The sequence below is a fragment of the Shinella sp. M27 genome, assembly GCF_049199905.1.
Lineage (GTDB): Bacteria > Pseudomonadota > Alphaproteobacteria > Rhizobiales > Rhizobiaceae > Shinella.
The window spans coordinates 25,428-51,982 of record NZ_JBLZPK010000003.1 but is presented as its reverse complement, the minus strand read 5'-3'; the positions used below and the strand labels follow the sequence as shown (position 1 = coordinate 51,982).

25 protein-coding genes are annotated in these 26,555 nt (G+C 62.7%); 8 read left to right on the top strand and 17 right to left on the bottom strand.

Going from position 1 to position 26,555, the window contains the following annotated elements; translation table 11 throughout:
• The coding region (locus tag ACOZK4_RS00680; protein WP_421589895.1) for a paraquat-inducible protein A at positions 1-202 on the bottom strand (202 nt) is incomplete at its 3' end.
• Between the two features lie 141 nt (positions 203-343).
• Between ACOZK4_RS00680 and ACOZK4_RS00675 the strand changes: the two genes are divergently transcribed.
• Positions 344-625 carry a GNAT family N-acetyltransferase gene (locus ACOZK4_RS00675; RefSeq protein WP_421589894.1) on the top strand — a complete coding sequence of 94 codons (282 nt, stop codon included), beginning with the start codon at positions 344-346 and terminating at the stop codon, positions 623-625.
• Positions 626-753: 128 nt separating this feature from the next.
• Here the strand turns inward: ACOZK4_RS00675 and ACOZK4_RS00670 are convergent, their stop codons facing one another.
• Positions 754-1,104 (bottom strand): flagellar export protein FliJ, encoded by a 351-nt coding sequence (locus ACOZK4_RS00670; protein ID WP_244762352.1) that lies wholly within the window; start codon positions 1,102-1,104, stop codon positions 754-756.
• A 529-nt stretch (positions 1,105-1,633) separates the two neighbouring features.
• On the opposite strand from ACOZK4_RS00670, the gene ctrA reads away from it, so the two are divergent.
• On the top strand, positions 1,634-2,332 hold the full coding sequence (ctrA, locus tag ACOZK4_RS00665; protein WP_018327818.1) for a response regulator transcription factor CtrA: 699 nt from the start codon (positions 1,634-1,636) through the stop codon (positions 2,330-2,332).
• 147 nt (positions 2,333-2,479) lie between these two features.
• On the opposite strand, the gene ACOZK4_RS00660 is transcribed toward ctrA, so the two are convergent.
• Positions 2,480-2,842, bottom strand: a complete 363-nt coding sequence (locus ACOZK4_RS00660) for a response regulator (protein WP_298094858.1) — start codon at positions 2,840-2,842, stop codon at positions 2,480-2,482.
• A 114-nt stretch (positions 2,843-2,956) separates the two neighbouring features.
• Complete coding sequence (chpT, locus tag ACOZK4_RS00655) at positions 2,957-3,610, bottom strand: histidine phosphotransferase ChpT (RefSeq protein ID WP_421589893.1); 654 nt, start codon at positions 3,608-3,610, stop codon at positions 2,957-2,959.
• A gap of 218 nt (positions 3,611-3,828) precedes the next feature.
• On the opposite strand from chpT, the gene ACOZK4_RS00650 reads away from it, so the two are divergent.
• The 3 genes from ACOZK4_RS00650 to ACOZK4_RS00640 all read left to right on the top strand — a co-directional run bounded on the left by ACOZK4_RS00650 (position 3,829) and on the right by ACOZK4_RS00640 (position 6,123).
• Positions 3,829-4,407 carry a DUF1134 domain-containing protein gene (locus tag ACOZK4_RS00650; RefSeq protein ID WP_421589892.1) on the top strand — a complete coding sequence of 193 codons (579 nt, stop codon included), beginning with the start codon at positions 3,829-3,831 and terminating at the stop codon, positions 4,405-4,407.
• A 170-nt stretch (positions 4,408-4,577) separates the two neighbouring features.
• Positions 4,578-5,723, top strand: coding sequence for a hypothetical protein (locus ACOZK4_RS00645; RefSeq protein ID WP_421589891.1), 1,146 nt, complete (start codon positions 4,578-4,580; stop codon positions 5,721-5,723).
• Between the two features lie 16 nt (positions 5,724-5,739).
• Entirely contained in the window at positions 5,740-6,123 is a 384-nt protein-coding gene (locus ACOZK4_RS00640) for a hypothetical protein (RefSeq protein WP_421589890.1), read from the top strand.
• A 6-nt stretch (positions 6,124-6,129) separates the two neighbouring features.
• On the opposite strand, the gene ACOZK4_RS00635 is transcribed toward ACOZK4_RS00640, so the two are convergent.
• Together ACOZK4_RS00635 and ACOZK4_RS00630 are read right to left on the bottom strand one after the other, a co-directional pair.
• Positions 6,130-6,960 (bottom strand): TrmH family RNA methyltransferase, encoded by an 831-nt coding sequence (locus ACOZK4_RS00635; protein ID WP_421589889.1) that lies wholly within the window; start codon positions 6,958-6,960, stop codon positions 6,130-6,132.
• 6 nt (positions 6,961-6,966) lie between these two features.
• Positions 6,967-7,362 (bottom strand): hypothetical protein, encoded by a 396-nt coding sequence (locus tag ACOZK4_RS00630; protein WP_421589888.1) that lies wholly within the window; start codon positions 7,360-7,362, stop codon positions 6,967-6,969.
• Positions 7,363-7,397: 35 nt separating this feature from the next.
• Between ACOZK4_RS00630 and ACOZK4_RS00625 the strand changes: the two genes are divergently transcribed.
• Positions 7,398-8,441: an RluA family pseudouridine synthase gene (locus ACOZK4_RS00625; RefSeq protein ID WP_313531525.1), complete on the top strand. Its 1,044-nt coding sequence runs from the start codon at positions 7,398-7,400 to the stop codon at positions 8,439-8,441.
• Positions 8,442-8,680: 239 nt separating this feature from the next.
• Positions 8,681-9,586 carry an RNA polymerase sigma factor RpoH gene (rpoH, locus tag ACOZK4_RS00620; protein ID WP_313531524.1) on the top strand — a complete coding sequence of 302 codons (906 nt, stop codon included), beginning with the start codon at positions 8,681-8,683 and terminating at the stop codon, positions 9,584-9,586.
• A gap of 73 nt (positions 9,587-9,659) precedes the next feature.
• Here the strand turns inward: rpoH and ACOZK4_RS00615 are convergent, their stop codons facing one another.
• The gene (locus ACOZK4_RS00615; protein WP_421589887.1) at positions 9,660-11,945 is read right to left on the bottom strand and encodes a hypothetical protein; all 2,286 of its coding nucleotides are present in this window, start codon (positions 11,943-11,945) and stop codon (positions 9,660-9,662) included.
• A gap of 69 nt (positions 11,946-12,014) precedes the next feature.
• A complete protein-coding gene (locus ACOZK4_RS00610; protein WP_421589886.1) occupies positions 12,015-13,310 on the bottom strand; it encodes an adenylosuccinate synthase in 1,296 nt (431 codons plus the stop codon).
• Positions 13,311-13,534: 224 nt separating this feature from the next.
• Between ACOZK4_RS00610 and ACOZK4_RS00605 the strand changes: the two genes are divergently transcribed.
• Positions 13,535-14,428: a DMT family transporter gene (locus ACOZK4_RS00605; protein ID WP_421589885.1), complete on the top strand. Its 894-nt coding sequence runs from the start codon at positions 13,535-13,537 to the stop codon at positions 14,426-14,428.
• Positions 14,429-14,491: 63 nt separating this feature from the next.
• Here ACOZK4_RS00605 and serA read toward each other — a convergent pair whose 3' ends face one another.
• The 9 genes from serA to pal all read right to left on the bottom strand — a co-directional run bounded on the left by serA (position 14,492) and on the right by pal (position 26,437).
• Positions 14,492-16,087 carry a phosphoglycerate dehydrogenase gene (gene serA, locus ACOZK4_RS00600; RefSeq protein ID WP_421589884.1) on the bottom strand — a complete coding sequence of 532 codons (1,596 nt, stop codon included), beginning with the start codon at positions 16,085-16,087 and terminating at the stop codon, positions 14,492-14,494.
• 78 nt (positions 16,088-16,165) lie between these two features.
• Positions 16,166-17,347 carry a phosphoserine transaminase gene (locus tag ACOZK4_RS00595; RefSeq protein WP_421589883.1) on the bottom strand — a complete coding sequence of 394 codons (1,182 nt, stop codon included), beginning with the start codon at positions 17,345-17,347 and terminating at the stop codon, positions 16,166-16,168.
• A gap of 178 nt (positions 17,348-17,525) precedes the next feature.
• Complete coding sequence (locus ACOZK4_RS00590; protein WP_421589882.1) at positions 17,526-18,362, bottom strand: outer membrane protein; 837 nt, start codon at positions 18,360-18,362, stop codon at positions 17,526-17,528.
• A 210-nt stretch (positions 18,363-18,572) separates the two neighbouring features.
• Positions 18,573-19,406: an outer membrane protein gene (locus tag ACOZK4_RS00585; protein ID WP_421589881.1), complete on the bottom strand. Its 834-nt coding sequence runs from the start codon at positions 19,404-19,406 to the stop codon at positions 18,573-18,575.
• 265 nt (positions 19,407-19,671) lie between these two features.
• Positions 19,672-21,024 carry a phosphoglucosamine mutase gene (gene glmM / locus ACOZK4_RS00580; protein ID WP_421589880.1) on the bottom strand — a complete coding sequence of 451 codons (1,353 nt, stop codon included), beginning with the start codon at positions 21,022-21,024 and terminating at the stop codon, positions 19,672-19,674.
• A gap of 280 nt (positions 21,025-21,304) precedes the next feature.
• On the bottom strand, positions 21,305-23,227 hold the full coding sequence (gene ftsH / locus ACOZK4_RS00575; protein WP_313522055.1) for an ATP-dependent zinc metalloprotease FtsH: 1,923 nt from the start codon (positions 23,225-23,227) through the stop codon (positions 21,305-21,307).
• A 199-nt stretch (positions 23,228-23,426) separates the two neighbouring features.
• Positions 23,427-24,716: a tRNA lysidine(34) synthetase TilS gene (tilS, locus tag ACOZK4_RS00570; protein WP_421589879.1), complete on the bottom strand. Its 1,290-nt coding sequence runs from the start codon at positions 24,714-24,716 to the stop codon at positions 23,427-23,429.
• 20 nt (positions 24,717-24,736) lie between these two features.
• The gene (gene ybgF, locus ACOZK4_RS00565) at positions 24,737-25,747 is read right to left on the bottom strand and encodes a tol-pal system protein YbgF (RefSeq protein ID WP_421589878.1); all 1,011 of its coding nucleotides are present in this window, start codon (positions 25,745-25,747) and stop codon (positions 24,737-24,739) included.
• A 153-nt stretch (positions 25,748-25,900) separates the two neighbouring features.
• Positions 25,901-26,437 carry a peptidoglycan-associated lipoprotein Pal gene (gene pal, locus ACOZK4_RS00560; protein WP_421589877.1) on the bottom strand — a complete coding sequence of 179 codons (537 nt, stop codon included), beginning with the start codon at positions 26,435-26,437 and terminating at the stop codon, positions 25,901-25,903.
• Between the last annotated feature and the right edge of the window lie 118 nt (positions 26,438-26,555).

Below are 26,555 nucleotides of genomic sequence, written 5' to 3'. Positions count from 1 at the left end.
CGACCGGAAAGACGACGGAAAACAGTGCGACGAGCACGGCAAGCCCGCCGCTCCCCTGCCCCCAGAGCGAGACGACGATGTCGATCAACGACGGCGTCTCATCGAAGAAATAGAGTTTTTCGAAGCGGACGAGCGGCAGGACGAGACCGAAGGCGAGGCAGAGGCTCGAAAGAACCAGAAGGGCTGGGGCGACGAAGATCATGAGGCGGTTCGCGTTTGAGATCGCCTTGCATAGCACCCGTTTCGTTCCGATGCAGCACGCACTGTTCACATCCTCCTGACTTGCCGGATCGGATCGAACGGGAAAGGATGGCGCCGACACCCCAACAGCGAGGAGCAGACCATGGATATCAGGCACGAAGAAAACGGTTCGAAGGGCCGCTATTCCGTCACCGTCGAGGGCCACGAGGCGGAAGTGACCTATTCCCGCGCGTCACCACAGCTCATCATCGTCGATCATACCGGCGTACCGGATGCGCTGCGCGGCAAGGGTGTCGGCCAGGCGCTGGCAGCCCATGCGGTGGAGGACGCGCGCAAGAGCGGTTGGAAGATCATGCCGCTCTGCCCGTTCTTCAAGGCTCAGGCGCTGCGCCATAAGGACTGGGCCGACGTCGTGAACCTTTGATTTCTGCCGGGCAATTCCGGACGCAAAATCGCGTTACACTTTTGCAGGAATTGCCTTGAAAAAACGCGAAGAGCCCTCGTGAGCGGTCTTGCGGCCGCTCGCGAGGGTTCTTCAGAACCGAAACGGGGTCAGGCGCGAAGCCGGACCGCGTTGTCGCGCTCTTCCAGCGCCGAAGCCTTGGCGAACTCCGCCTCGGCCTCTTCCAGCGCCAGCTCCGCAGCATCCTGCTGCACCTTCAGTTCCCGGATAGAGACCTGCAGGTTGTCGGAGCGCTGCCGCGCCGCCTTGGCGAAGGTAGGGTAAGCGAAGTGACTGGGATCGGTAATCCCGGATTTCTTCTCTTCGATAGCGATCTGGCTTTCCAGCTCCTTCGACATCCGTTCGAATTCGGACATCATGAGCTGCAATTGAGACAGCTGCCGTCTTTTGTCTTTCACCTGAAATTCCTTCAGGCGAACTAGGCTCTCACGCGACTTCATACGCAATACTCCCGTGGATAGCGAGACCCCGGCATAAAGGCTGGCGACCGCCGAACACGATGGCGAACGCTTAACCCGGCATTCCAAATCAGTTTCAAAACGTGGCTTTCACCACCTATTGAAGCCGGTATTTCCACCCGTGACCCGACAAAACACGTCGAGCGTTAAAAAAAACCTAGCGAGAATTAATGAATCCCTACCGCTGGTAACCTTTCGTTTACGGGCATCGTTAATCATAGGTCCGATGATTTAAGGCTCAGTAAATGCGGTTCGCGAAAAACAATGTGGTTCGCATTGATGAGTCTAAAGAGTCGGTTAGCGTTGTTTCTTAACGAGAAAAATTAAGAGACACATTTCCGATTCACATTAGAAATCAGGAGTCTGCCTAAAATAATTAACAGATCGATACACCTTGCCAAAGTGAATCAGGATTTGTTAACCATTTCGTGGCAGCCTCCAAATCAGGCAACGACTGGATCCGTATCGCGTAGGGGGCCAGGTACCTTGAGCGGCGGAAAAGGGGACAGATATGCGGGTTCTACTCATTGAGGACGACAGCGCGACAGCGCAGAGCATCGAACTGATGCTGAAGTCCGAAAGCTTTAATGTGTACACCACCGACCTCGGCGAGGAAGGTGTCGATCTGGGCAAGTTGTATGATTACGATATCATCCTGCTCGATCTCAATCTGCCCGACATGTCGGGTTATGAAGTTCTGCGCACGCTGCGCCTGTCCAAGGTCAAGACGCCGATCCTGATTCTCTCGGGCATGGCCGGTATCGAAGACAAGGTGCGCGGCCTCGGCTTCGGTGCCGACGACTATATGACGAAGCCGTTCCACAAGGACGAGCTCGTCGCCCGCATCCACGCCATCGTGCGCCGTTCCAAGGGCCATGCCCAGTCGGTCATCTCGACGGGCGAGCTCATCGTCAACCTCGACGCCAAGACGGTCGAAGTCGGCGGCCAGCGCGTGCACCTGACGGGCAAGGAATACCAGATGCTCGAGCTGCTCTCGCTGCGCAAGGGCACGACGCTCACCAAGGAAATGTTCCTCAACCACCTCTATGGCGGCATGGACGAGCCGGAACTGAAGATCATCGACGTCTTCATCTGCAAGCTGCGCAAGAAGCTCGCAAACGCCGCCGGCGGCGCCAACTACATCGAGACGGTCTGGGGCCGCGGCTACGTGCTGCGCGAGCCCGATGGCGACTACGCCGAAAGCGCCTGATCGCACGCCCTCCCCGCTCAAGACTTCGACCCGCCGCTTGCCGGCGGGTTTTTCTTTGCCCTGATGGAAGCGGAATGCCGGAAACGCAAAACGCGGCCCGCTCCTTCGAGCGGCCGCGTTGGCGAATGGTATCGATTTGTCTGCCGCTTAGGCGGCGATCGAGAGATTGCTGAAGACCTGGGTCAGGATCTTGCGGTCGAACGGTTTCAGCAGGAAATCGTCCGCGCCCGCGCGCTTGCCCATCATCATCTTCTTCAGGTCCGCCTCGACGACGCAATAATAGATGCGCACCGACTTGCCCTGCGGCAGGTTGCGGATATTGCCGATCAGTTCGAGCGCACCGTCCATGGTGGCATCGACGATCAGGATGTTGGGAAGCTCCGCCTCGCAGCGGACCAGCGCTTCGAGCGAACTCGAAGCTTCCAGAACGAGGAAATTGAAACCGGAAAGAATACGCTTGCCGACCTTGCGGACGACATCGGAACCGTCGGCGATCATCAACCGCTGCATTAGCTGCTCCTAAGGTCTCCCGCTCGTTAAGCGGGAACAGTACAGGAAGCGATACTACCGCCCACTGGCAAACAAAGCGTTAGCGGCCATGGTTAACACCAGGCCGCTTTCGCATCATTCGGAGGCTGCGGCCATGCGCGCACTGAAGACGATTTCTTCCGGGCTTGCCGCGACATCGAGCTCCATGCCGGCTTCGTCGGCCAAAAGCACCGTGTAGTAGGGCTGGATCGAATGGGCATCGACCGACTCTTCCGGCGTACCGGTCAGGATTTCCGTGAATTTCGGCGGCACGCGCAGCATGCGGCCCTTCACGGCCAGCTTGAAGACCGCGTCGAATTCCGGGTTTTCCAGCGTCACGTCGACCGAACCGCCACGCGGAATGGCACCGTAAGCGACGAGGAAGAGATTGAGCAGCAGCTTCACCCGGTTCTTCGGGATGATGGCGCGCGGGCCGTTCCAGGTGATCTCGGTCTTCTTTTCGGCGGCGGCGAAATCGCGCGCGGCCTTTTCGGCCTCGCCGGTATCGATCGATGCGCCGACCGAGCCGGAGGCACCGAAGGCAAGGCGTGCGAATTTGAGACGGACGGAGGCGTTCAGCGCGCTGGTGCGGATGAGGTCCATCGCCTCGGCATCGGCACCGCCCTCGTCGAGCAGTTCAAGACCGTTGTTGATCGCGCCGACCGGCGAGATGACGTCATGGCAGACGCGGCTGCACAAAAGTGCTGCCAGATCGGGACCTGTCAGCGTGAGGTTCGGATTTTTCACCATAAATTTCTCCTGGATCCACGCATTTTTCATCGCGGGACGCCGTGTGAAGGCGCACGCGGGACCATTCCGCGCGACGCATAGCACGCCATGATTGCGCGAGGCGTGCTCGATTTTAATCCAGCCATAATGACACCACATTTGGTAAACCGATTGTTAAGACCATAAGATCAAATTGCAGCATGGAACGGGGCCGAGACATCAAGGAAGGCAAACGGGACATGGCTGTTACAAATCTGGTCACGACGACATTCAAGCTCGCAATCGCGGCTTTTGTGGCGTTGCTCCTTGCCTTGCCTGCCCAGGCACAGCAATCCAGCCAGTATTCGATGCAGGAAATCGTCGATGCCGGCCACGGCTTCTTCGGCGAGACCTCCGGCGGCCTTGCCAAGCTCGTCGAGCGCGCGTTCGAATCCTACGGCCTGCCGAACGGCTATATTCTCGGCCAGGAAGGCTCCGGCGCCTTCGTCGCGGGCCTCACCTATGGCGAAGGCACGCTCAACACCAAGAATGCCGGCCAGCATTCCGTATTCTGGCAAGGCCCCTCGCTCGGCCTCGACTGGGGCGGCCAGGGCAGCCGCACGATGATGCTGGTTTACAATCTGCCCGACGTGAACGCGCTCTACGACCGTTTCGGCGGCGTCTCGGGCTCCGCCTATGTCATCGCGGGCCTCGGCATGCAGGTGAACGTCAACCGCGATATCGTGCTCGTGCCGATCCGAACCGGCGTCGGCGCCCGTATCGGCATCAATGCGGGCTATCTCAAGCTCACCCGCCAGCCGACCTGGAACCCCTTCTGATATCCTTCTTCCGAATGAACCGGGCGGCTCGGCCGTCTGGTTAACCGAGAGTTGATTTCGCGGGAACGACCCCTCCCGCAAATCCGGGCAAGCCGCTATAGTGCCCCTGCCCGACATCCCGTTTGGACCCGCCCCGTTGGATTGGGACCCGTTTTGAAGCGAGTTGATCCGTGATCGAGTATGCCCTCCTCTTCGCGCTTGGCTTTCTCGCCGCCACGCTGACCGGACTGCTCATCGCGCCGGCAATCCAGAAACGCATCGTCAAGTTCACCGAAGCCCGCATGAAGGCCACCATGCCGCTCAGCCCTCAGGAAGTGCGCGCGCAGAAGGACATGGCCCGCGCCGCCTTTGCCGCCGAAAACGCGCGGCTTTCCCAGAGCGTGCGCCGCGAGCGCGAAAAGCACACGTTGGAAATGGTGCGCAACGAAAAGCTGCTCGCCCAGGCCACCGCCATCGGCACGGAAAATGCCGAACTGCATGCGCAGATCGCCGACATGAACATCGAGGCCGGCGACATGCGCTCGGCCTTCCGTCGCGAAGAGATGAAGGGCGAGCAGCTGAAGGCAGCACTGGCCGGCGCCGACCGCGAGGTACGCAGCCGCCTGACCGAGATCGACAAGCTCAACACCACCATCACCCATCTGCAGTCCGATATCGACGCGATGAAGATCGACATCGCGACGCAGGAGACCACGATGGAGAACCTGAAGAGCCGCATCGGCAACCTGAAGGACGAGCGCGACAAGGCGCGCGAGGACCTGAAGACGGCCAGCGAAAAGGCGAAATCGCTGGAGCTGCGCCTCGGCCGCGAAGAAGGCCGCGTGCGCCAGCTTGAGACCCGGCTGACGCGCGAGCTCGCGGGTGCCGCCGACAAGGACAATGCAATCGAACGGCGCATCGCGGAAATCACCCGCCTGCGCGACAAGGTGAAGACGTTGACCGCCGAAAACAAGGAGGTCGCCAAAGCGGCCCGCACCGCCGGCATTACCCGTGCCCTGACACCGGGCAGGATCGCCCCGCGCCGCGCCGAAAAGGCCGTGCCGCCCATCGATATCGTCGCGCTGGAAGAGGATGTGCGCAATCAGGGCACCGCCCTTTCCGAGCGGCTTCTGGCCGCCAAGGTCGGCGACAATGATACGGCGCTGCGCGAGGAAATGGCCGATCTCGCCAGCAAGATGATCGTGCTGACCGCGGCGCGCGAAGGCGCAAGCTCGCCGGTGCACGATCTCATCGCGGCGCTCGATCCGAGCCTTGATGGCGACGACCGCAGCCTTGCCCAGCGGGTGCGTGAACAGATCGGCCGCGACGAGGCCTGAACCAGGGGAGCACGATATGAAGACCCTCATCCTCGCCCTCGTGCTCAGCCTGACCGGCGCAAACGCACCGTCTCCGAAACAGGAGGCCACCGCCACCGGCCAATATTGCGGCCGGCTGTGGAGCAACGGCAATCTCGTGCAGGCCAACACCGAGTTCAAGACGGAAGGCGACGGCCGGCTGACCGGCACCTACGAGTTCGCCGATATCGGCACGATGACCGCAGGCACCCTCAGCGAGCCCGCCGCCGTCACCGGTCTCGACCATACGCTGGACTGGCAGGACAAATACGGCAGCGGCAAGCTGATCCTCACCTTCAAGCCAGACTACAGCGGCTTTACCGGCAAATGGCGGGACCAGTCCGGTTCACCGAACGAATTGTGGGATGGTGTGCGCTGCTGAGCGGCGTCAGTCGACCCGGCCCATCGCCAGCGCGATCTGATAGAGCGCAATCCCGCTGGCCGTCGCGACATTGAGACTGTCGAGACCGGGACGCTGTGGGATGCGCGCCGTGCGGAACCGGGAAAGGATGCTCTGCGGCAACCCCTCGCCTTCCGTGCCGAGCACCAAAGCGATACGCCGCGCCGCCTGAATGGCCGCGATCGAAACCGCACCGCGCGGCGACAGCCCCCAGATCTCGAAACCGGCAGCCGCCAGCCCCTCCAGCATCGCCTGGGCGCCGAGGCCGCGCGAAAACGGCACGCTCAGCACCGAGCCGACGGAAACCCGGATCGCCTTGCGATAAAGCGGATCGCAGGAGGTTTCATCGAGGAAGACGGCATCCGCCCCGAAGGCCGCGGCATTGCGGACGATCGAGCCGACATTGTCATGGTTGGACAGGCCGCAGCCGGCGAGCACCAGGCTCGTTTCCGGCAGCTTGCCGAGAAGCGATGCCCCGACTTCCGCTGCGGGTTTGCGGCCAAGCGCCAGCACGCCGCGATGCATGTTGAAGCCGGCAACGGCATCGAAAACCGACGCCGAGGCCACATAGAGCGGCACCTCATTGCCAAAGGCGGCGAGAACATCGGCAAGGCCGGCAAGACGGTTTTCCAGGAGCAGGATCGCATCGCAGGCAAAGCCGTTGGCCCTTGCCGGCGCGCTGCCCAGCATGCGCAGCACCACCGTGCCCTCGGCGATAAAGCGGCCGTCGCGGCCCGTCAGGTCCCGCTCGCGGATCGACACGAAGCCCGCGATGCGCGGATCGGCGGGATCGTCGATGCGGACCGGTTCGCCTGCCATTCCCGCTCAGTTGCCCTTGATGTCGATTTCCGCGACGGTGCGGCCGGCGGCGATATCGAAGACGAACGCCTTGCGCGCGCCATCGGGCATCACGCCGTAGAACAGGATCTGCCCGCCCGAATTCGACACCGCGGACAGCGCAAAACCGTCCGGCAGCGTCGCCGTGGCCTTGACCGGCGCATCGCTCGGCACGGCAAGCCCGCCCGATCCGGCGGAAAGGGCGGCGTCCGGCTTGCTTTCCCGCGTGTTGATCTTATAGACAATGGCCGCGAGCACCGCCAGGAACATCAGGAACATGATGCCGCCCGAGACGAGTTGCAGACGCATCATCTTGCGGCGCACATTTTCCATCACGGGATCGAGCGGCTTGTCTTCCTGATCGTCGTTTTCGATATTGGACATGGCGAACGCCCTTCCGGCAATGAGTAGATTGAACGATGACCGACCCCTTTAAAGAAGCCGACGCCACAATGAAAGTCCTCACGGTGCCTGAAGACGCCGAAGGGCGGATCGATGCCTGGCTTGCCGCCACGCTCGCCGGCGATTTCTCGCGCAGCCGCATCAAGGCGCTGATCGAAGAAGGGGCTGCCATCGTCAACGGCACGGTCATCGACGAACCGAAGCGCAAGGTGCGCCCCGGCGACGTCATCGAATTCACCATGCCCGCCCCGCGCGATCCCGAGCCGAAGGGCGAGGATATCCCGCTCGACGTGCTCTACGAGGATGACGATGTCATCGTGCTGGTGAAGCCCGCCGGCCTCGTCGTGCATCCCGCCGTCGGCAACTGGACGGGCACGCTCGTCAACGCGCTGATCTACCATTGCGGCGAGAGCCTGTCGGGCATCGGCGGCGTGCGCCGCCCCGGCATCGTGCACCGGCTCGACAAGGAGACGAGCGGCGTCATGGTCGTCGCCAAGAACGATCTCGCCCACCGCCACCTCTCCGACCAGTTCGCCGACCACGGCCGCACCGGCCCGCTGGAGCGCGCCTACCAGGCCATCGTCTGGGGCCGCCCGCGCCAGATCAAGGGCACGATCGACGCGCCGCTCGGCCGCGGCAACGACCGCACCAAGCGCGCGGTCAAGAGCGAGGACGCTGACGACGCCCGCGAGGCCATTACCCATTACGAGGTGATCGAGCGCTACGGCGAGACCGAGGACGGCACCAGCCTCGCCTCGCTGGTCGAATGCCACCTCGAAACCGGCCGCACGCACCAGATTCGCGTGCACATGGCCCATATCGGCCATCCGCTGGTCGGCGACCCCGAATATGGCGCCGCCTTCAAGACCAAGGCCAACCGCCTTCCCGAGGGTCCGAAGAGGGTCGTCGACAAGTTCCGCAGGCAGGCGCTGCACGCCTTCCTCTTGCAGTTCGAGCATCCCTCGACCGGGAAGACCATGCGTTTCGAAAGCCCTCCGGCCAAGGACATGGAAAAGCTGATCGAAGCCTTCCGCTCCATCGATGAGCCCGCCGACCCTTGATTTGCCGGCATCCGTCCCCACTTTAGCAGAGTGTTGCAAAATCCGTTTCGCCCTCCCGCCTTCACGCACCCGTGAAGCTTGCGGCGCCTTGAAACATTGTTTCGCCACACCTATCTGTAGGATCAGTGGGGCTGCCATGCCCCACGGGGAGCGTGGTTGCTGACGGGGATCCGGTTTTCAGGATCAAGCTCCGTACCAAGGCTTGCCGAACTGGAAGCCTAATCAGAAAGGGGTGCTGAATGGCCCGCAATACGCTGCCGTCGATTACGGCCGGAGAAGGTGGTCTCAACCGCTATCTCGATGAAATCCGCAAATTTCCAATGCTTGAGCCGCAGCAGGAATACATGCTCGCCAAGCGTTACCAGGAGCACGGCGACCGCACCGCCGCCCACGAACTCGTCACCAGCCATCTGCGCCTCGTGGCGAAGATCGCCATGGGCTATCGCGGCTACGGCCTGCCGATCGGCGAAGTCGTCTCCGAGGGCAATGTCGGCCTGATGCAGGCCGTCAAGAAGTTCGACCCGGAACGCGGCTTCCGCCTTGCGACCTATGCCATGTGGTGGATCAAGGCCTCGATCCAGGAATATATCCTGCGCTCGTGGTCGCTGGTGAAGATGGGCACGACCGCCAACCAGAAGCGCCTGTTCTTCAACCTGCGCCGCATGAAAAGCAAGATCCAAGCGATCGACGACGGCGACCTCAAGCCCGACCAGGTCAAGGAAATCGCGACCAAGCTCAAGGTCTCCGAGGACGAAGTCGTCTCGATGAACCGCCGCCTCTCCGGCGACGCCTCGCTGAACGCGCCGATCAAGGCCGGCGAAGGCGAATCCGGCCAGTGGCAGGATTGGCTCGTCGACGACCATGACAGCCAGGAGCAGATGCTGATCGAGCAGGACGAGCTCGACACGCGCCGCGCCATGCTGGCCCGCGCCATGGGCGTGCTGAACGACCGCGAACGCCGCATCTTCGAGGCCCGCCGCCTCGCCGAGGATCCGGTTACGCTGGAAGAACTCTCCTCCGAGTTCGACATCAGCCGCGAGCGCGTCCGCCAGATCGAGGTCCGCGCCTTCGAGAAAGTCCAGGAAGCCGTGCAGAAATTCGCGGCCGAACAGGCCCGCGCGGTCCGCGTCATCGAAGACGCATAAGTGTCTGCAAAGGACTGAAAACGGAAAAGGCCCGGCATCGCTGCCGGGCCTTTTTCGCGTTTCGTTCTATCCCTTACTGCGTGCCGGCCGTCGACCAGGCCTTCATCACCTTGTCGAAGGCTTCGGTGCCGGCGGTGCCCTTGTCGAGGGTGATTAGCGCGCGGCGGCCGTTGCGGTAGGTGATCGGAATGTCGATCCAGCTGCGGGTGCGCAGCAGTTCGGTATTCTTGGCGATCGCCTCGGGGAAGTCGTTGAGCGCGATCATGTGGAAGTCGTCGGTGATCTTCGCCGGCACCGCGATCAGCGCATCGCCGCGGTCCTGTTCGGTCCGCTTCATCGCCACGCGCTGCACGCTTTCGATGCCGCCGCCCTCGAAGTTTTCCGGTAGCGAAAAGACCAGTTCGACGATATGGCTCGCCGGCAGGGACTTGTCGGCGTTGCGGCGGAAGGTGATGAGCGCGGTCAGGCCCTTGGACGGAACGTTGACCTGGGCGCGCACGACCGGCTCCGGCTTGGCATCGCCACCGGGCGATTCCTCGGCGCTCGACCATGCGACGGTGCCTTCGATCGCCGTCGGCGCGGTCTGGCCGAGACGCTCCTCATAGAGGAACATCTTCTGCGCGACGCCGATGGCGGCCGGCTGTTCGCCGGTGGCGACAGGCGTCTGCGTGTCGGTGGTCGTCGCCGTGCCGGTATCGGTGGGCGTCACGGGCGTCTGCCCCGTGCCATCCGTGCCGGTGGCCGGCGTCGCGCCATCCGTCGTGCCCGCGGCAGTCGTTCCGGCGCCGGTTTCGGTGGTCGCCTCCGCCGTTTCCGGCGTCTGGGCCGCGACGGACTTGCCCTCTTCGGTCGAAACCCCTTCGGGCGCCGCTGCCGGACCTTCGTCGACCTCAGTACCGTCCGTCAGTAGACGCTGGGTGAACTTGCCGCTGCTCTGATCGGCCGAGGCGACTTCGGTCGCCGGCTTCGTCACAGCACCGTCGGTCTGCGTGTCCGCCGAGGTCGTGTCGTTGGTCGTCGTGGAGGCCGGCAGGTTGCGGCCACCCTCAGCAGTCTCAGCCGTGGATGTTTCCTTAGTAGCGGGCGAAGACGCCGTCAGGGACGCGACGCGCTCGTTGACCCAGCCGTTCACCGCATCGCGGTTAAACCAATAGCCGGCACCCGCGCCGCCAGCGACAGCGAGAACGCCGATCAGCGCGGCAATGGCGCCGAAATTGATCCGCGACTTGCGCGGCTCGGCCCGGAAGGACCGCTGCGGCGTACGCGTTTCGACGGCAGGCGTCTTGGTCGTGGCATCGGCAAGACCGGCCTGCTCCATCGAGGTGGAAGCAGCGGCAGCCCCGGCCGCCGGAGTGAAGCCGATGAGATCGTCGAGATCGCCCCATTCGCTCTTCTGCGCGGGCTGCGCCTGCTTGGGCTCTTCGGCTTGTGCCGCCTTCTCTTCCGGCCATTCCCAAGCCATCGGATCGGTACCGGCGGCAGCAGCCGGTTCACGCTTGTCGGCAGGCGTCGTGACCGGGGCGATATCGCTCCAGTCCCACTGTGCTTCGGCGGCGGGCATGCGGGCGTCCGCGACGGGTGCTGAATCCGGCACCTGCTCGTCGTGGACGTGATAGGTTTCTGCGACCGGCTCGACGACGGCGGCAGTCTCGACGGACTGCGCCTCGTCCTGCCGTTCCGGCTCCTGCCAGGAGGGAACGTAGTCGTCCGCCGGCTCGGCCTCGACCTGCCAGGACGGCTCGACGCGCGCCTCTGCGACGGCCGGCTTCTGTTCGGGCTCTGCGACGACAGGCTCTTCCGCCACGGTCTCCGCGACCGGTTCCGGTTCCTGTTCAGGCTCGGGCTCGGGCTCGGGCTCGGGAACCTGTTCCTGTACGACAACGGCTTCAGCCACCGGTTCTTCAACCGGCGGCTCTTCAACCGGCGGCTCTTCAACCCTGTTTTCTTCTGCGGGCTGCTCGGCGTTGTCAGCCGTCTGCGCGGCCGGCTCTTCCACGACCTCGGTGGCAGGCTCGGCCTCGACGGGCTGATCTTCCGGCTCCTCGACGGCGGCGGGTTCTGCCACCACCGTTTCCACGGGTTCCGGCTCTGCAGCCTCGACAACAGGCTCCTGGACGATTTCCGGCGCAGGATCGTCGGCGGGCAGCGCCTCGGCGTGCTCGCCTTCGACATCGCCGATCGCCGCCTCGAGCTTGTCGAGCTGGCGCTTCACGAGCTCATCGGAAGGGCGCGGGTTCATGGATTCGAGTTGCCGGCGGACGGCGCCGCGGGCCTTCTCGTAAACCTTCTGCCGCATCTCGGCATTGTTGTCCGAGAGGCCATCAACGGCCCTTCGAATGACTGCTACAAAATCCGCCATCAGAACTTTCCGTGGTGTCCATGCGCTATCCCATTGGAATACGGCACGGAACTGGTGTTAGGCTTGAGATTAGTCCTCAAACGGGTCCGTCACAAGTATGGTGTCGTCCCGCTCCGGGCTGGTCGACAGGAGGGCGACCGGCGCACCGATCAGCTCTTCGACCTGACGGACATATTTGATCGCCTGGGCCGGCAGGTCCGCCCAGCTGCGCGCGCCGACCGTCGATTCCTTCCAGCCTTCGAGCGTGATGTAAACAGGCTCGACGCGGGTCTGCTGGGTCTGGCTGGCCGGCAGGTAGTCGATCTCCTTGCCGTCGAGCTTGTAGCCGACGCAGATCTTCAGTTCGTCCAGGCCGTCGAGAACGTCGAGCTTGGTGAGCGCGATGCCGGTGATGCCGTTGGTCTTGACCGTCTGGCGCACCAGAACGGCATCGAACCAGCCGCAGCGGCGCGGACGCCCGGTGTTGACGCCGACCTCACGGCCGACGGTCGCCAGATGTTTGCCGATCTCGTCGTTCAGCTCGCAGGGGAACGGACCTTCGCCGACGCGGGTCGTATAGGCCTTGGTGATGCCGAGCACGTAGTTGATCGCCGTCGGGCCGAGGCCCGAACCGGCGGCGGCCTGGCCGGCGACGGTGTTGGACGAGGTCACGAAGGGATAGGTGCCGTGGTCGTTGTCGAGCAGCGCGCCCTGCGCACCTTCGAACAAAATGCGCGCGCCGGAGCGGCGCTGCTTGTCGAGCAGGTCCCAGACCCGGTCGATATAGGGCAGGATGTGGCTGGCAACCGATGTCAGCTCTTCTTCGATCGACTCGACGGAGATCTCGGCAAGGCCCATGCCGCGACGCAGCGCATTGTGGTGCGTCAGCAGGCGCTCGATCTTCGGGCGCAGCGTTTCGGGCTCGGTGAGGTCGATCACTCGGATGGCGCGACGGCCGACCTTGTCCTCATAGGCCGGGCCGATGCCGCGGCGGGTCGTGCCGATCTTGGTGCCGGTGGCCGACGCCGCGTCTTCACGCAGCGCATCGAGGTCGCGGTGCAGGGAGAGAATGAGCGGCGCATTGTCCGCGATGCGCAGCACTTCGGGCGTGACGGCGACGCCCTGGGCGCGCAGCTTCTCGACTTCCGCGACGAAGTGGTGCGGATCGACGACGACGCCGTTGCCGATGACGCTGAGCTTGCCGCGCACGAGGCCGGACGGCAGCAGAGCGAGCTTGTAGCTCACGCCGTTGATGACAAGCGTATGGCCGGCATTGTGGCCGCCCTGGTAGCGAACGATCACCTCGGCCCGTTCCGAAAGCCAGTCGACAATCTTGCCCTTGCCTTCGTCACCCCATTGAGAACCGACAACTACGACACTTGCCATTTCACCTATCCCGTTTTCGCGCGCGAACGCGCTACCGTTTACGCACACATACGCGTGCGCCTGACACAAACCCGCGCATCTATACTGTGTTGTCTTTGGGAATGCGACCCTGTTATGACGGCCCACATCCGCTTTTTAAATGACATTGTCTGCTTTTTCACCTTATCTGGGCCACCCGCCGGCGCACTCTGCCCCTCCTCTTTCTCCATCCGGATCCTGTCGCCTTGAACACGAGAGCCTATTTCTACCTGTGTGTGACCTCGCTTTTCTGGGGCGCCAACTCGGTCGCGGGCAAGATTGCGGTCGGCCATGTCAGCCCCATGGTGCTGACGACCTTCCGCTGGATCGTGGCACTCACCATCATCCTCGTGCTGATGACGCCGCAGGTGAAACGCGACTGGCCGGTCATCCGCAAACACTGGCTCCAGCTCCTGCTCTACGGCGTCTTCGGCTTCACCGCGTTCAACGCGCTGCTCTACACCGCGCTCGGCTATACCAGCGCCATCAATGCCGTCATCGAGCAGGCCGGCATTCCCATGCTGATCTTCGTCTTCAACTTCCTGCTCTTCCGCATCCAGGCCTCGATTGCTCAGGTGGTGGGCTTCACCGTGACGCTTGTCGGCGTGCTGGTAACAGCCGCTCATGGCGAATTCTCGGCACTGGCGGAGCTGGAGTTCAATTTCGGCGATGCGCTGATGCTGCTCGCCTGCATCGTCTATGCCGCCTATACGGTCTCGCTGCGCTGGAAGCCGGCACTGCACTGGCAGAGCTTCATCGCCGCTCCCGCCTTCGGCGCGCTGCTCAGCGCCATTCCGCTGTTTTTCTGGGAGCTGTCGCGCGATGCCGCCATCTTCCCGGATACGACAGGCTGGATGGTCGTGCTCTATGCCGGCATCTTCCCGTCGCTGCTCTCGCAGGTGCTTTATGTGCGCGGCGTCGAGATGATCGGCGCCAACCGGGCCGGGCTCTTCATCAATGCCATTCCGGTATTCGGCACGCTTCTCTCCGTGCTGCTGATCGGCGAAACCATCCACGGCTTCCACTTCGCCGCCCTCCTCCTCGTGCTTGGCGGCATCGCGATTGCCGAATGGGGCCGCCCGAAGGAAACGAAGGCCTGACATGCGAAAGGCCCATCGGATGAACCGGCGGGCCTTCCTGTCTCGTCTTGGGAGGGACGAAGGTCAGTCGACGTTGAAGACCAGCGGCTTGATCTGGCGGATCGCCGGGTTGGCGCGCAGCTTGTTCAGCACGTCCTCGGACACAGCGGCATCGACATAGAGCAGCGCGATGGCGTCACCGCCCTGCTTGTCGCGGCCGAGCTGGAAGTTGGCGATGTTCACGCCGGCCTCGCCGAGCGTCGTGCCGATGAAGCCGATCATGCCGGGAACGTCGGTGTTGGTGATGTAGACCATGTGGTTGCCCACGTCGGCATCGAGGTTGATGCCCTTGATCTGGATGAAGCGCGGCTTGCCGTCGGAGAACACAGTGCCGGCGATCGAGCGCGTCTGGTTCTCCGTCTTGACGGTCAGGCGGATGTAGCCGTCGAAGACGCCCGACTTGTCACGCTTCACTTCCGAGAGGATGACGCCCTTTTCCTTGATCATGACCGGGGCCGAGACCATGTTGACGTCGGCGACCTGCGAGCGGATGAGGCCGGCGAGAACGGCACTGGTCAGCGCCTTGGTGTTCATCGAGGCGGTCGCACCATCGTAGAGGATCTCGATTTCCTTGATGGCGCTTTCCGTGACCTGGCCGACGAAGGCGCCGAGCACGTCCGCAAGGCGGATGAAGGGCTTCAGGATCGGTGCTTCCTCGGCGGTGATCGACGGCATATTGATGGCGTTGGAGACGGCCCCCTTGACGAGGTAATCCGACATCTGCTCGGCGACCTGCAGGGCGACATTCTCCTGCGCTTCCGTGGTCGAGGCGCCGAGATGCGGCGTGCAGACGACGTTTTCCAGGCCGAAGAGCGGGCTTTCGGTCGCAGGCTCGACTTCGAACACGTCGAAACCGGCACCGGCGACATGGCCGGACTTGATGGCTTCGGCAAGCGCCGCCTCATCGACTAGGCCGCCGCGGGCGCAATTGATGATGCGAACGCCCTTCTTGGTCTTGGCCAGCGCTTCCTTGTTCAGGATGCCGCGGGTCTTGTCGGTCATCGGCACATGCAGCGTGATGAAGTCGGCGCGGGCGAGCAGGTCGTCCAGCTCCACCTTCTCCACACCCATTTCCTGGGCGCGTTCGGCCGACAGGAAAGGATCGTAGGCGATAACGTGCATGCCAAGGCCGATGGCCTTCTTGCAGACGATGCCACCGATATTGCCGGCACCGATGACGCCGAGCAGCTTGCCGGTGATCTCGACGCCCATGAACTTCGACTTTTCCCACTTGCCGGCCTGCGTGGAGGTGTCGGCGGCGGGCAGCTGGCGGGCGACGGCGAACATCAGCGCGATGGCGTGTTCGGCGGTGGTGATCGAATTGCCGAAGGGCGTGTTCATGACGATGATGCCGCGGCGCGAGGCGGCCGGGATATCGACATTGTCGACGCCGATGCCGGCGCGGCCGATGACCTTGAGATTGGTCGCAGCCGCGATCAGCTTTTCCGTCGCCTTGGTGGCGGAGCGGATGGCGAGGCCGTCATAATTGCCGATGATCTCGGCGAGCTTTTCCTTGTCCTTGCCGAGCTTCGGCTGGAAATCGACTTCGACGCCGCGATCGCGGAAAATCTGGACGGCGGTTTCCGACAGTTCGTCGGATACGAGTACGCGAGGTGCCATGAGAGGCCTCCTTCAATGAAACAGGGAAAATGAGATCAAAGGTGGCTTCGCCCGAAGGACGAAGCCGGTCGCGAAAAATCAGGCCGCAGCCTTGGAAAGCGTCGCCTTCTGGGTCTCGAAGGCCCAGGTCAACCAGGGCATCAGCGCTTCCAGATCGGCGGTGTCGATGGTGGCGCCGGCCCAGATGCGCAGACCCGAGGGGGCATCGCGGTAGGCGCCGATGTCATAGGCGACACCCTGCTTGTCGAGAAGGGACACGAGGCCCTTGGCGAAAGCAGCCTGGGCGTCGGCATCGAGCGCCAGCACTTGCTTGTCGGCAATCGTCAGGCACACCGAAGTGTTCGAGCGGGTCGCCGGGTCCTTGGCAAGGTTGGCGATCCAGTCGTTGTTTTCGATGAAATCGAAGATGACCTTGGCATTGGCATCGGCGCGGGCCATCAGACCCTTGAGGCCACCGACCTGCTGCGCCCAGAGCAGCGCATCGATATAGTCCTCGACGCAGAGCATGGAGGGCGTATTGATGGTCTCGCCCTGGAAGATGCCTTCGATGATCTTGCCGCCCTTGGTCATGCGGAAGATCTTCGGCATCGGCCAGGAAGGCGTATAGCTTTCCAGACGCTCGACGGCACGCGGCGACAGGATGATGACGCCATGCGCGCCCTCGCCGCCGAGAACCTTCTGCCAGGAGAAGGTGACGACATCGAGCTTGGCGAAATCGAGGTTCTGGGCAAACGCAGCCGAGGTCGCATCGCAGATCGTCAGGCCCTTGCGATCGGCAGGGATGAAATCGGCATTGGCGACGCGCACGCCCGAGGTCGTGCCGTTCCAGGTGAAGACCACGTCACGGTCGAAATCAATCGTGGAAAGGTCGGGGAGAAGGCCGTAATCGGCGGTGATCTTTCTGACGTCGGGGAGCTTCAGCTCCTTGACGACATCCGATACCCAGCCCGAACCGAAGCTTTCCCAGGCAACCATGTCGACGCCGCGCGGGCCGAGCAGCGACCACAATGCCATTTCGACGGCGCCGGTATCGGAAGCGGGCACGATGCCGATGCGGTAATCCGCCGGGACTTCGAGGACTTCACGGGTGAGATCGATGGCCTGCTTGAGCTTGGTCTTGCCGATCTTGGCGCGGTGCGAACGACCGAGCGGGGCATCGGAAAGCGCTTCGAGCGACCAGTTGGGGCGCTTCGAGCACGGGCCAGAAGAAAAATGGGTGTTGTTCGGACGCACGTCCGGCGCGGTGACGGTCTTCGTCATGATCGCTATCCTTCCAGATAGATAGCCCTTCGTTGGGGAAGGGTGTCCCGCCGCCGTGAATATGGGAGAGCCGCTTTTCCGTCAAGAGGAATATGTCGCGAACGAAAAATAATCCGGCGCAATGGAAACGGCGCGCCGGTTGCCCGACGCGCCGTTGAACAGATCGAATAACGATAGATTACCAGGTGGTGATGCGGATGCCGGCGCGGATTTCGTGCTTCTGGAAGCCGTCGTCGCGGCCCTTCGTGCCGCTCGCACCGAGGTTCTGTTCCGCCGGGCGATATTTGAACATCTTGCCGCCAGCCGTGTCGGAATAGCGGTAGCCGACGTCGAGCTTGATGCGGTTGGTCAGATCCACCGAGGCACCGGCCATCAGCGCATAGGTGAAGCGCCAGCTATCCTCGCCCTCCGCCTTATCCTTGAGATAGTCCGTGCCCGAGCAGGTGCCGGTGCCGTTTTCGCAATAGGGGTTGAAGGTCGTGTCGTCCCAGCGCACGTAGGTTACGCCCGCGCCCGCGCCCAGATAGGGCGTAAAGCCAGCATAGGTGCCGAGATCGATATAGCCGTTGGCCATGATGTTGGTCGCGCTGTAGTCGGCCTCATGGCTGTAGCTGCAGCTCGTTCCCACCGGTTCGCTCGCGCTGCAACGCCGGGCGACATTCGAGCCGCCACTGAGCGTGCCGTTGAAGAAGTCGGTCGTCAGGTCGGTGCGCAGGAAATTGTTGAACTGGTAGCCGACGCCCGCACCGTAGGAAAAGGGCTTGGAGAAGCGCGCGCTGTCAAAGCTCTCCTGCGCGGTCACACCACCGGAGGAGAACGTCTTGTAATCCGGCTTGCCGCCCTTCATCCAGCCGGAATAGCCGAGATCGCCGCGCAGATACCAGCCTTCGGAGACGGCGCTGCCTGATACGTCGATCTCCGGCGCATTGATGATATCGAGATCGCTCGCAAACGCGCCCGTTGCCAAAAGGCCGGCGAAAACGGCGATACCAAGCGGTGCGATACGTCGAAACATGGCTTCGATCCCCCTGAGCCCGGACATGCCGGCGGTTGCGGTCGGCCTGGGCGCAAACGAGGACGTTGCTGCCTTATACCGTTGATTAACCATAGCTGTTAAGGAATGAAAAAACGGTTAAGTGCCCGAAGTCAGGGCAATCGAAAAGAAACCTCGAAACGCGAAAGGCCGCCCCGAAGGGCGGCCTTGGCTGTCTGTCCCGCGAAGGGATTATTTGTAAACCGGCTGCTCGATCGGGATTTCCGCCGGCGGGATATAGGCCTGCTGGTCGCAACCGTTGAAGGAGTAGCGCAGACCGGCGCGCGCTTCGTGGCTGTAGAAGCCCTTGTCGTAGCCCGGACCGCCGCCCTCGTTGTAGCCGAACATGCCACCCTTGGTGACGTGACGGAAACGGTAACCCACATCGGCCTTCAGGTTGCAGGTCACGTCGATCGCCGTACCGGCCATGAGGGCGTAGGTAAAGCGCCAGTTCTTCTTGCCGCGGTGAACGAAGGTCGGGTCGCAGTTCGTCGGGTCGCCGTCCTCGCACGAGGTGTTCTTCAGGTTGTCCCAGCGGACATAGGTGCCGCCGATACCGGCACCGACATAGGGCGTGAACACGCCGTAATGGCCGATATCGACATAGGCGTTGGCCAGCAGGCTGAGCGCCGTCAGGGACGCCACGTCGGTGGAGGTGCAGCTCGTCGACACGCCGCAGCTGCCGGAGGTCGAGCCACGGAAACCGGACTTGAACATATAGTCGAGCGTCACATCCGTACGGAAGTGGTCGTTGATCTGATAACCGACACCGCCGCCGAGCGTGAAGCCGCTCTTGAGGCGCGTGGAGTCGAATTCACGGACGCTGCCGTTCGAGCCCTGGAAATATTTCGCGCCACGGCTCTTGTTATAGGCCCAGCCCATATCGCCGCGCAGATACCAGCCGCCCGTCTCGACGACGGCTTCCTGAACCGGTGCTTCAATGACATCAGGCTGATAGATGTCGGCCGCATAGGCCGACGAGCCCGTCAGCAGGACGGCGACGACGCCACTCAAAACTTTCCTCATGGCCTTGCTCCAATAGGCTTTCAACTTGGCGCGGCCGGTGCGCCGGTCCCCAAGTCCCTCGATCAGGACTGGATAATGGAGAGGAAAGGTTAAGGGCCGATTAACTACAAAGATTTACCGTATTCATTAACAAGCGTTCACGGGCTTGGTAAAATTTAAATAAAAGCCACGGCAGCGGCGCCATAATTCCACCGGAAACTTGCGACACAAAGAAAAGGCCGGCGCAAAGCACCGGCCCCTTCAGAAAAATCTGGGTATAGCGAAATCAGGCGGCGCTGCGCACCGAGCCGATGACATTCACCAATTCGTCGACGATACGCTCCACCTGGCCGCGATCGTCGCCTTCGGCCATCACACGGATCAGCGGTTCGGTGCCGGACGGGCGGATCAGCAGGCGGCCATTCTTTGCGAGCTCGCTTTCCGCATCGGCAATTGCCTGGCGAACAACTGCATCTTCCAGCGGCTTGCCGGCCTTGATACGGACATTCTTCAGCACCTGCGGCACCGGCTCGAAGCGGTTGCAAACTTCGCTCACCGTCTTGCCGCTACGCTTGACGCAGGCGAGCACCTGGAGGGCGGCGACAAGGCCGTCACCCGTCGTGCCGAAATCGGAGAGAACGATATGGCCGGACTGCTCGCCGCCAACATTGTAATCATGGTTGCGCATGTATTCGACGACATAGCGATCACCGACCTTGGTGCGCTCGAGGCCGAGGCCCTTGTCGGTCAGGAAGCGTTCCAGGCCGAGATTGGACATGACGGTCGCAACGAGGCCGTTGCCGCGCAGGAGACCGTCAGCCGCCCAGCTTTCGGCAATCACCGCCATCAGCTGGTCGCCGTCGATGATCTTGCCGGTCTCGTCGATGATCTGCACACGGTCCGCGTCACCATCGAGCGCGATGCCGATATCGGCCCGCACTTCATGCACCTTGCGCTGCAAGGTCTCGGGATGGGTCGAGCCGCATTCGAGATTGATGTTGAGACCGTCGGGCTCGTTGCCGATCGTCACGACGTCGGCGCCGAGTTCCCAGAGCGCGGCCGGAGCCACGCGATAGGCGGCACCGTTGGCGCAATCGATGGCCACGCGCAAGCCCTGCAGCGTGACGTCGCGCGGCAGCGTGCGCTTGGCATGTTCGATATAGCGGTCATGCACGCCGTCGATACGCTTGGCACGGCCGATTTCCGCCGAATTGGCGAGCTGGGCCATGAGGTCTTTTTCGAGCAGCTCCTCGATCTCCATCTCGATCTCGTCGGAGAGCTTGTAGCCGTCGGGGCCGAAAAGCTTGATGCCGTTGTCGTAAAACGGGTTGTGCGAGGCCGAGATCATCACGCCGATATCCGCACGCAGCGAACGCGTCAGCATGGCCACCGCCGGCGTCGGGATCGGGCCCAGAACGAAGGCATCGATGCCGGCCGCGGTAAAGCCGGCGACCATGGCGTTTTCCAGCATATAGCCGGAGAGGCGCGTATCTTTGCCGATGACCACGCGATGGCGATGCGCGCCGCGGCGGAAAATGGTGCCGACGGCGATGCCGACGCGCATGGCGAGATCAGGCGTCATGGGGAAGGTGTTGGCTTTCCCCCGGATACCATCCGTGCCGAAATAACGACGTTTCATATGTGCTCCTGAAAATCGCCGGCCCTGGCGGCACTCTCTGCTGCGCCCGGCTGCAAGGTGTCTGTGCACCAAGCCTAACGGCGTTATACATCAAGCCGCTAATGGACGAAATACTTTAGATCCGTAACCTGCCTTAACCTAATCGCGCCGGGCGGCGTTTTTTCTTTGCCATAAAAGCGCGGAAATAGCATCTGCCCGCAGATCAGAAATGATTACAGCCCGTTACCAAAGGAAAACGGCCGGAACGTCTTTCCGGCCGTCCTTCAATCCTTGCGGATGATTATTGCGGCTGCGGCTCGAGCCCGCCTTCCGCCTCGCCACCCTTCTTGTGGCCGGCCTTCGGAACGGCGGAACCACGGCTGGGCGGCGTGTCGTCACCAAGATCGCGCGCCGGCTTCTCGCCGCGGATGAGCGCCTTGATCTCATCGCCCGTCAGCGTTTCGTATTCGAGCAGGCCTTCGGCGAGCGCCACGAACTCGTGGTTCTGCTCGGTGATGATGCGCTTGGCCTCGGAATAGGCCTCGTCGATCAGGCGGCGGATTTCGTTGTCGATCTTCTGCGCGGTGGCTTCCGAGACATTCTTCTGCTGCGCAACCGAATGACCGAGGAAGACCTCCTGCTGGTTTTCGCCATAGGCGACCTGGCCGAGCTGATCGGAGAAGCCCCATTGCGTGACCATGGCGCGGGCAAGCTTCGTCGCCTGCTCGATATCCGAGGAGGCACCGGAGGTGATGTTGTCCTTGCCGAAGGTGATTTCTTCGGCAACGCGGCCGCCCATCATGATGGCGAGGCGCGAGACCATCCACTTGTAGCTCATCGAATAGCGATCGCCCTCGGGAAGCTGCATGACCATGCCGAGCGCACGACCGCGCGGAATGATCGTCGCCTTGTGCAGGGGATCGGCGAGCGGAACCTTGAGCGCCACGATGGCATGGCCGGCCTCGTGATAGGCGGTGAGCTTCTTTTCCGCCTCGGTCATGGCCGAGGAGCGGCGCTCCGCGCCCATCATGATCTTGTCCTTGGCGTCCTCGAATTCCTGCATGGTGACGAGGCGCTTGTTACGGCGCGCGGCCATCAGGGCAGATTCGTTGACGAGGTTCATGAGATCAGCACCGGAGAAGCCCGGCGTCCCGCGGGCGAGAACCTTGAGGTCGACATTCGGCGCCAGCGGCACGTTGCGCACGTGAACCTTGAGGATGCGCTCGCGGCCGACGATATCGGGGTTCGGCACGACGACCTGGCGGTCGAAGCGGCCGGGACGCAAGAGCGCGGGGTCAAGAACGTCGGGACGGTTGGTCGCGGCGATCAGGATGATGCCTTCGTTCGCTTCGAAGCCGTCCATCTCCACGAGGAGCTGGTTCAGCGTCTGCTCGCGTTCGTCATTGCCGCCGCCGAGACCGGCGCCACGGTGACGACCGACGGCGTCGATTTCGTCGATGAAGATGATGCAGGGCGCGTTCTTCTTGGCCTGCTCGAACATGTCGCGCACGCGGCTGGCACCGACGCCGACGAACATTTCGACGAAGTCCGAACCGGAGATCGTGAAGAACGGCACATTGGCTTCGCCAGCAACGGAGCGTGCGAGTAGAGTCTTACCGGTACCGGGCGGGCCGACCAGCAGCACGCCGCGCGGAATGCGACCGCCGAGCCGCTGGAATTTTTGCGGATCGCGCAGGAATTCGACGATTTCCTCCAGGTCCTGCTTGGCCTCATCGACGCCGGCGACATCGGCGAAGGTGACGCGGCCATGTGCTTCGGTCAGAAGCTTGGCCTTGGACTTGCCAAAGCCCATCGCGCCGCGCGAGCCGCCCTGCATCTGGCGCATGAAGAACAGCCAGACGCCGAGGATCAGCAGCATGGGCAGCAGCGTACCGATATAGCTCAGGAAGCCGGAGGAGCCATCCGTTTCCGGACGCGCGCTGACGACGACATTCTTGGCCTCAAGACGCTGGACGAGCGAGTTGTCGCCCGCCGGCGCATAGGTCTGGAAGGTCGCGCCGGTCTCGACATAGCTGCCGACGATCTTTTCGCCGGTGATCACCACTTCCTTCACCCGGCTCGAGTCGACCTCCTTGAGGAACTGCGAATAGGGGATTTCCCGCGAGCCGGTCTGCGCCGGGCTCGTCTGGAACATGCTGAACAGAGCGATCAGCAGGAGGGCGATGATCGCCCACAGGGCGAAGTTGCGAAAATTGGGATTCATCGAACGTTCCAGGTACCTTCCCGGCCGAGGTCTCCCGGCCGCTTCTTTAGCGCCTAACATAGGGTCGCCATGCGGCCTTGCCAAGGCAAAGCGCACGGGCCACGGGCATTTCTCACGCTATCGTCAACGAGAAACGCTATCTCCAACGCCTCTCGTCCACATCCGGCGGTATCCTAGCACAACGCGCAGGCCGGCGCCTTCATTCGTTCGGCGGAGACGGAAAAGCCGGATTGCCCAGAATGGCCGCCAGCGCATTGGCAAGCGGCAGGTCGAAACGCGGCAGGAACAGCCGATAGGGCGCAACGACGGCTTGAATGAAGCCCGTGTCGTCGGCCACCGTCGCCCCATCCTCGAATTTCAGGCGTGGCATGGCTTTGAGCGCGCGCAGAGCAGGCCCACGACGCCCCTCCCCTTCGTCATTCGCCTCATTGCCGGCGGCACGGATGACGATCGCCTGATGCGCGGTATTGGTCACGTGATAGCGCCCGTCCCAAACTGCCGATGCCCCCGCCTGCACTGTCATGGTCTCGATGCCACGGCACTCGCGATAGAGAGAAAGCCCATCCCGCCGCCGGTCGAACACCACGCGGCCGGCAGTAAGCCGCGACAGTCTGCCGCTGGCGAAAAAGATGCGCAGGCGCTCGGCCGATGCCGTTTCCAGCATGTGAATGCGTCCGCCGATCATGGCGGCGAGCATCAGCAGGCCGCGCCAGGCGGCGGGATCACTCAGAGCGATGTCGATTGAACCCGCATCCAGCACGAAGGCCGCATCGTCCCTGACCACGTTCCGTGCCAAAAACGCCGCGGCCCTCTCAGACAAGGCCAACCTGTCACCCGCCTCACGGCCGCGCTCCGCCCGTCCTTCCCGCTGGCGAATGCGCACCCGCTCGAAACGAGGATTGAGGTTGCTCGGATCGTCGATCCACGTTTCGCCGCGTGCGGCAAGGAAAGCCCGGATATCGCCCCGATCCACGGAAAGAAACGGCCGCAGCAGCCAGATCGAGCCTTGCAGCAACACGGCATCCGCCATGCCTGACAGTCCCACGCCCTCGGCCGACCGCTCGGCGCGCATGGCGACGGTCTCGTTCTGGTCGTCACGCGTGTGAGCAGACAGGACCGCATCGGCACCCGCTTCGGTCGCGGCCTCCACCAGCAAGTCATATCGCTTGTCGCGCGCCGCCGCCTGAAGGCCGGTTTCGGGTTTATCGCCATCCCACCGGCGTGTGATGTGAGGAATACCATATCGGGCGCAGAGTGCCGCGACAGCCGCAGCCTCTTCGGAAGAGTCCTGGCGAAGTGCGTGGTCGATGGTACAGGCGACAAGGCTGATACCGGGATAGCGCCCGGTAGCGCAAAGCGTCGCGAGCGCCACGAAGAGCCCGGTCGAATCGCTGCCGCCAGAAATGGCGATCAGCAGACGCGCCGGGCGCTTGAAACTGTCTAGGAGATGGCCGGCTGCCGCGACGACGGACTGTTCCGCGCGGGCCACGGCCTGGTGTTCGTCCGCAATCAGCAGGACAGGCGGCTCTGTTCGGACGCGACCTTGCCCTTCACAGCCTTGGAGGCGTTCGGGTAGCGCTTGCCGACTTCGCGCAGCGTCGCGCAGGCCGTCTCGCGGTTGTCGAGGGCAGCGAGCGACATGCCGAGCTTCAGCAGCATTTCCGGCGCCTTCTTCGACTTGCTGAAGGTCTGGTGCGCGTTCAGGAAGGTCTTGGCCGCGTCGTTGTAGTTGCCTTGGGAATACTGGGCTTCACCCATCCAGAAATTGGCATCCGCCGCCTTCTCGCCCTTCGGGAAGATGTCGAGATAGTCGCGGAACTCGCGCTCGGCCATCTGGTAGTCGCCGGTCAGCACATGGCCATAGGCGACATTGTAGAGATCGTCGGGATTGTCGAGCGATGCGGTGGACGATTCGGATGCCGCAGGCAGATTGTTGCCGCCATCGACGCCCGGCAGACTGTTGTCGTTGCCGATTGCAGCACTTTGGTTGTCGAGGTCGGGATTGTTGGCCGCACCGATCGGGTTGCCGTTTTCGTCGAAGCGGATCGAGCCCAGTTCCTGCGGCTGCGCGCCCGTGCCGCCATTGGAAGCACTCTGGCTGTCGGTTCCGGCGGTATCATCCGCCGGAACCTGGTTCGTTGCGGTCTGCTGGTCGGCCGTGCCGCCATCCACCGGTTTGTCGAGCGCGCCGCTCTTGCCTTTGGCGCCGCCCTTGCCGCTTTCCAGGTCCTGGAAGCGGTATTCGTTGTCTTCCTGCGTCTTGCGGAGCTGTTCCTGCATCTGCAGAAGCTGGTAGCTCATTTCCTCGATCCGGCCGTTGAGGGTGCGGATCTGCTCTTCGAGCTCACCGACACGCGGGTCCATGGCCTGCGCCAGAACCACGTTGCCCTTCGCCGCGCGCTCGTTCTGCGCCGGCAGGAAGCCATTCGTCAGCGTCGAGAGCGGCGATGCGCTGATCGGCCCGACCATGCCTGCTACCGCTGCGAGACTGAAAACGCCTGCCGCGACAAGTTTCTTCATCTATGTTCGTCCTGTTGGTGCCGTTACACGCCGAAGCGCAGGCGCAAGAGTTTTCCAAATGCACTTAAAAAGCAACGGAGTTCGGCCAAAGTGTGTTGAAAAAAGAAAGGCGGCCGATGGGCCGCCTTTCCACGCGTTCCTCGTTTCGAGGAATTACATGCCCGCGCCACCGAGAACGGTGACGGCGCGGCGGTTCTGCGACCAGCAGGAAATGTCGTCGCAGACGGCGACCGGCTTTTCCTTGCCGTAGGAGATCGTCTTCATGCGGTTTGCCGGAACTCCGCGCGACGCGAGGTACTGGCGGGTCGCGGCAGCGCGACGTGCACCGAGCGCGAGGTTGTATTCACGCGTGCCGCGTTCGTCGGCATGGCCTTCGACCGTGATGGCGTAGTTCGGATACTGCTGCAGCCACTGGGCCTGACGGTCGAGCGTCGCGGCGGCGTCTGCACGGACCGACGATGAGTCGGTGTCGAAGAAGATGCGGTCGCCGACATTGACGGTGAAGTCCTGCTGCGAGCCCGGGGTCGCGGCACCGGCACCGCCGTTGAGGCCGAGGTCGCCGGCGCTGTTCGGCAGGTTCTTCTTGGAGGCGCAGCCTGCGACGGCCAGCGTCATGACGAGCGCGATCATCACCGGGTTGCGGGCGATGGTCTGCATACGGCCAGCGGCCGGGGAATGAATGCGGCTCATGAGCCGGTCTCCTTGCATCAGTTTTTGCGTCAAGTTCGTTGAAGCACGGTTTTCAATCAGGGTTGCCAGACTGTAACCGCAGTCGGTTAATCCGCACTCAACGATTATGGTTAACGAT

Bases quoted from the DNA above. Each gene is read 5' to 3' on its own strand.
- ACOZK4_RS00675 (WP_421589894.1), top strand. From the start codon at position 344: ATGGATATCAGGCACGAAGAAAACGGTTCGAAGGGCCGCTATTCCGTC.
- ACOZK4_RS00670 (WP_244762352.1), bottom strand. From the start codon at position 1,104: ATGAAGTCGCGTGAGAGCCTAGTTCGCCTGAAGGAATTTCAGGTGAAA.
- ctrA (WP_018327818.1), top strand. From the start codon at position 1,634: ATGCGGGTTCTACTCATTGAGGACGACAGCGCGACAGCGCAGAGCATC.
- ACOZK4_RS00660 (WP_298094858.1), bottom strand. From the start codon at position 2,842: ATGCAGCGGTTGATGATCGCCGACGGTTCCGATGTCGTCCGCAAGGTC.
- chpT (WP_421589893.1), bottom strand. From the start codon at position 3,610: ATGGTGAAAAATCCGAACCTCACGCTGACAGGTCCCGATCTGGCAGCA.
- ACOZK4_RS00650 (WP_421589892.1), top strand. From the start codon at position 3,829: ATGGCTGTTACAAATCTGGTCACGACGACATTCAAGCTCGCAATCGCG.
- ACOZK4_RS00640 (WP_421589890.1), top strand. From the start codon at position 5,740: ATGAAGACCCTCATCCTCGCCCTCGTGCTCAGCCTGACCGGCGCAAAC.
- ACOZK4_RS00635 (WP_421589889.1), bottom strand. From the start codon at position 6,960: ATGGCAGGCGAACCGGTCCGCATCGACGATCCCGCCGATCCGCGCATC.
- ACOZK4_RS00630 (WP_421589888.1), bottom strand. From the start codon at position 7,362: ATGTCCAATATCGAAAACGACGATCAGGAAGACAAGCCGCTCGATCCC.
- ACOZK4_RS00625 (WP_313531525.1), top strand. From the start codon at position 7,398: ATGACCGACCCCTTTAAAGAAGCCGACGCCACAATGAAAGTCCTCACG.
- rpoH (WP_313531524.1), top strand. From the start codon at position 8,681: ATGGCCCGCAATACGCTGCCGTCGATTACGGCCGGAGAAGGTGGTCTC.
- ACOZK4_RS00615 (WP_421589887.1), bottom strand. From the start codon at position 11,945: ATGGCGGATTTTGTAGCAGTCATTCGAAGGGCCGTTGATGGCCTCTCG.
- ACOZK4_RS00610 (WP_421589886.1), bottom strand. From the start codon at position 13,310: ATGGCAAGTGTCGTAGTTGTCGGTTCTCAATGGGGTGACGAAGGCAAG.
- serA (WP_421589884.1), bottom strand. From the start codon at position 16,087: ATGGCACCTCGCGTACTCGTATCCGACGAACTGTCGGAAACCGCCGTC.
- ACOZK4_RS00595 (WP_421589883.1), bottom strand. From the start codon at position 17,347: ATGACGAAGACCGTCACCGCGCCGGACGTGCGTCCGAACAACACCCAT.
- ACOZK4_RS00590 (WP_421589882.1), bottom strand. From the start codon at position 18,362: ATGTTTCGACGTATCGCACCGCTTGGTATCGCCGTTTTCGCCGGCCTT.
- ACOZK4_RS00585 (WP_421589881.1), bottom strand. From the start codon at position 19,406: ATGAGGAAAGTTTTGAGTGGCGTCGTCGCCGTCCTGCTGACGGGCTCG.
- glmM (WP_421589880.1), bottom strand. From the start codon at position 21,024: ATGAAACGTCGTTATTTCGGCACGGATGGTATCCGGGGGAAAGCCAAC.
- ftsH (WP_313522055.1), bottom strand. From the start codon at position 23,227: ATGAATCCCAATTTTCGCAACTTCGCCCTGTGGGCGATCATCGCCCTC.
- ybgF (WP_421589878.1), bottom strand. From the start codon at position 25,747: ATGAAGAAACTTGTCGCGGCAGGCGTTTTCAGTCTCGCAGCGGTAGCA.
- pal (WP_421589877.1), bottom strand. From the start codon at position 26,437: ATGAGCCGCATTCATTCCCCGGCCGCTGGCCGTATGCAGACCATCGCC.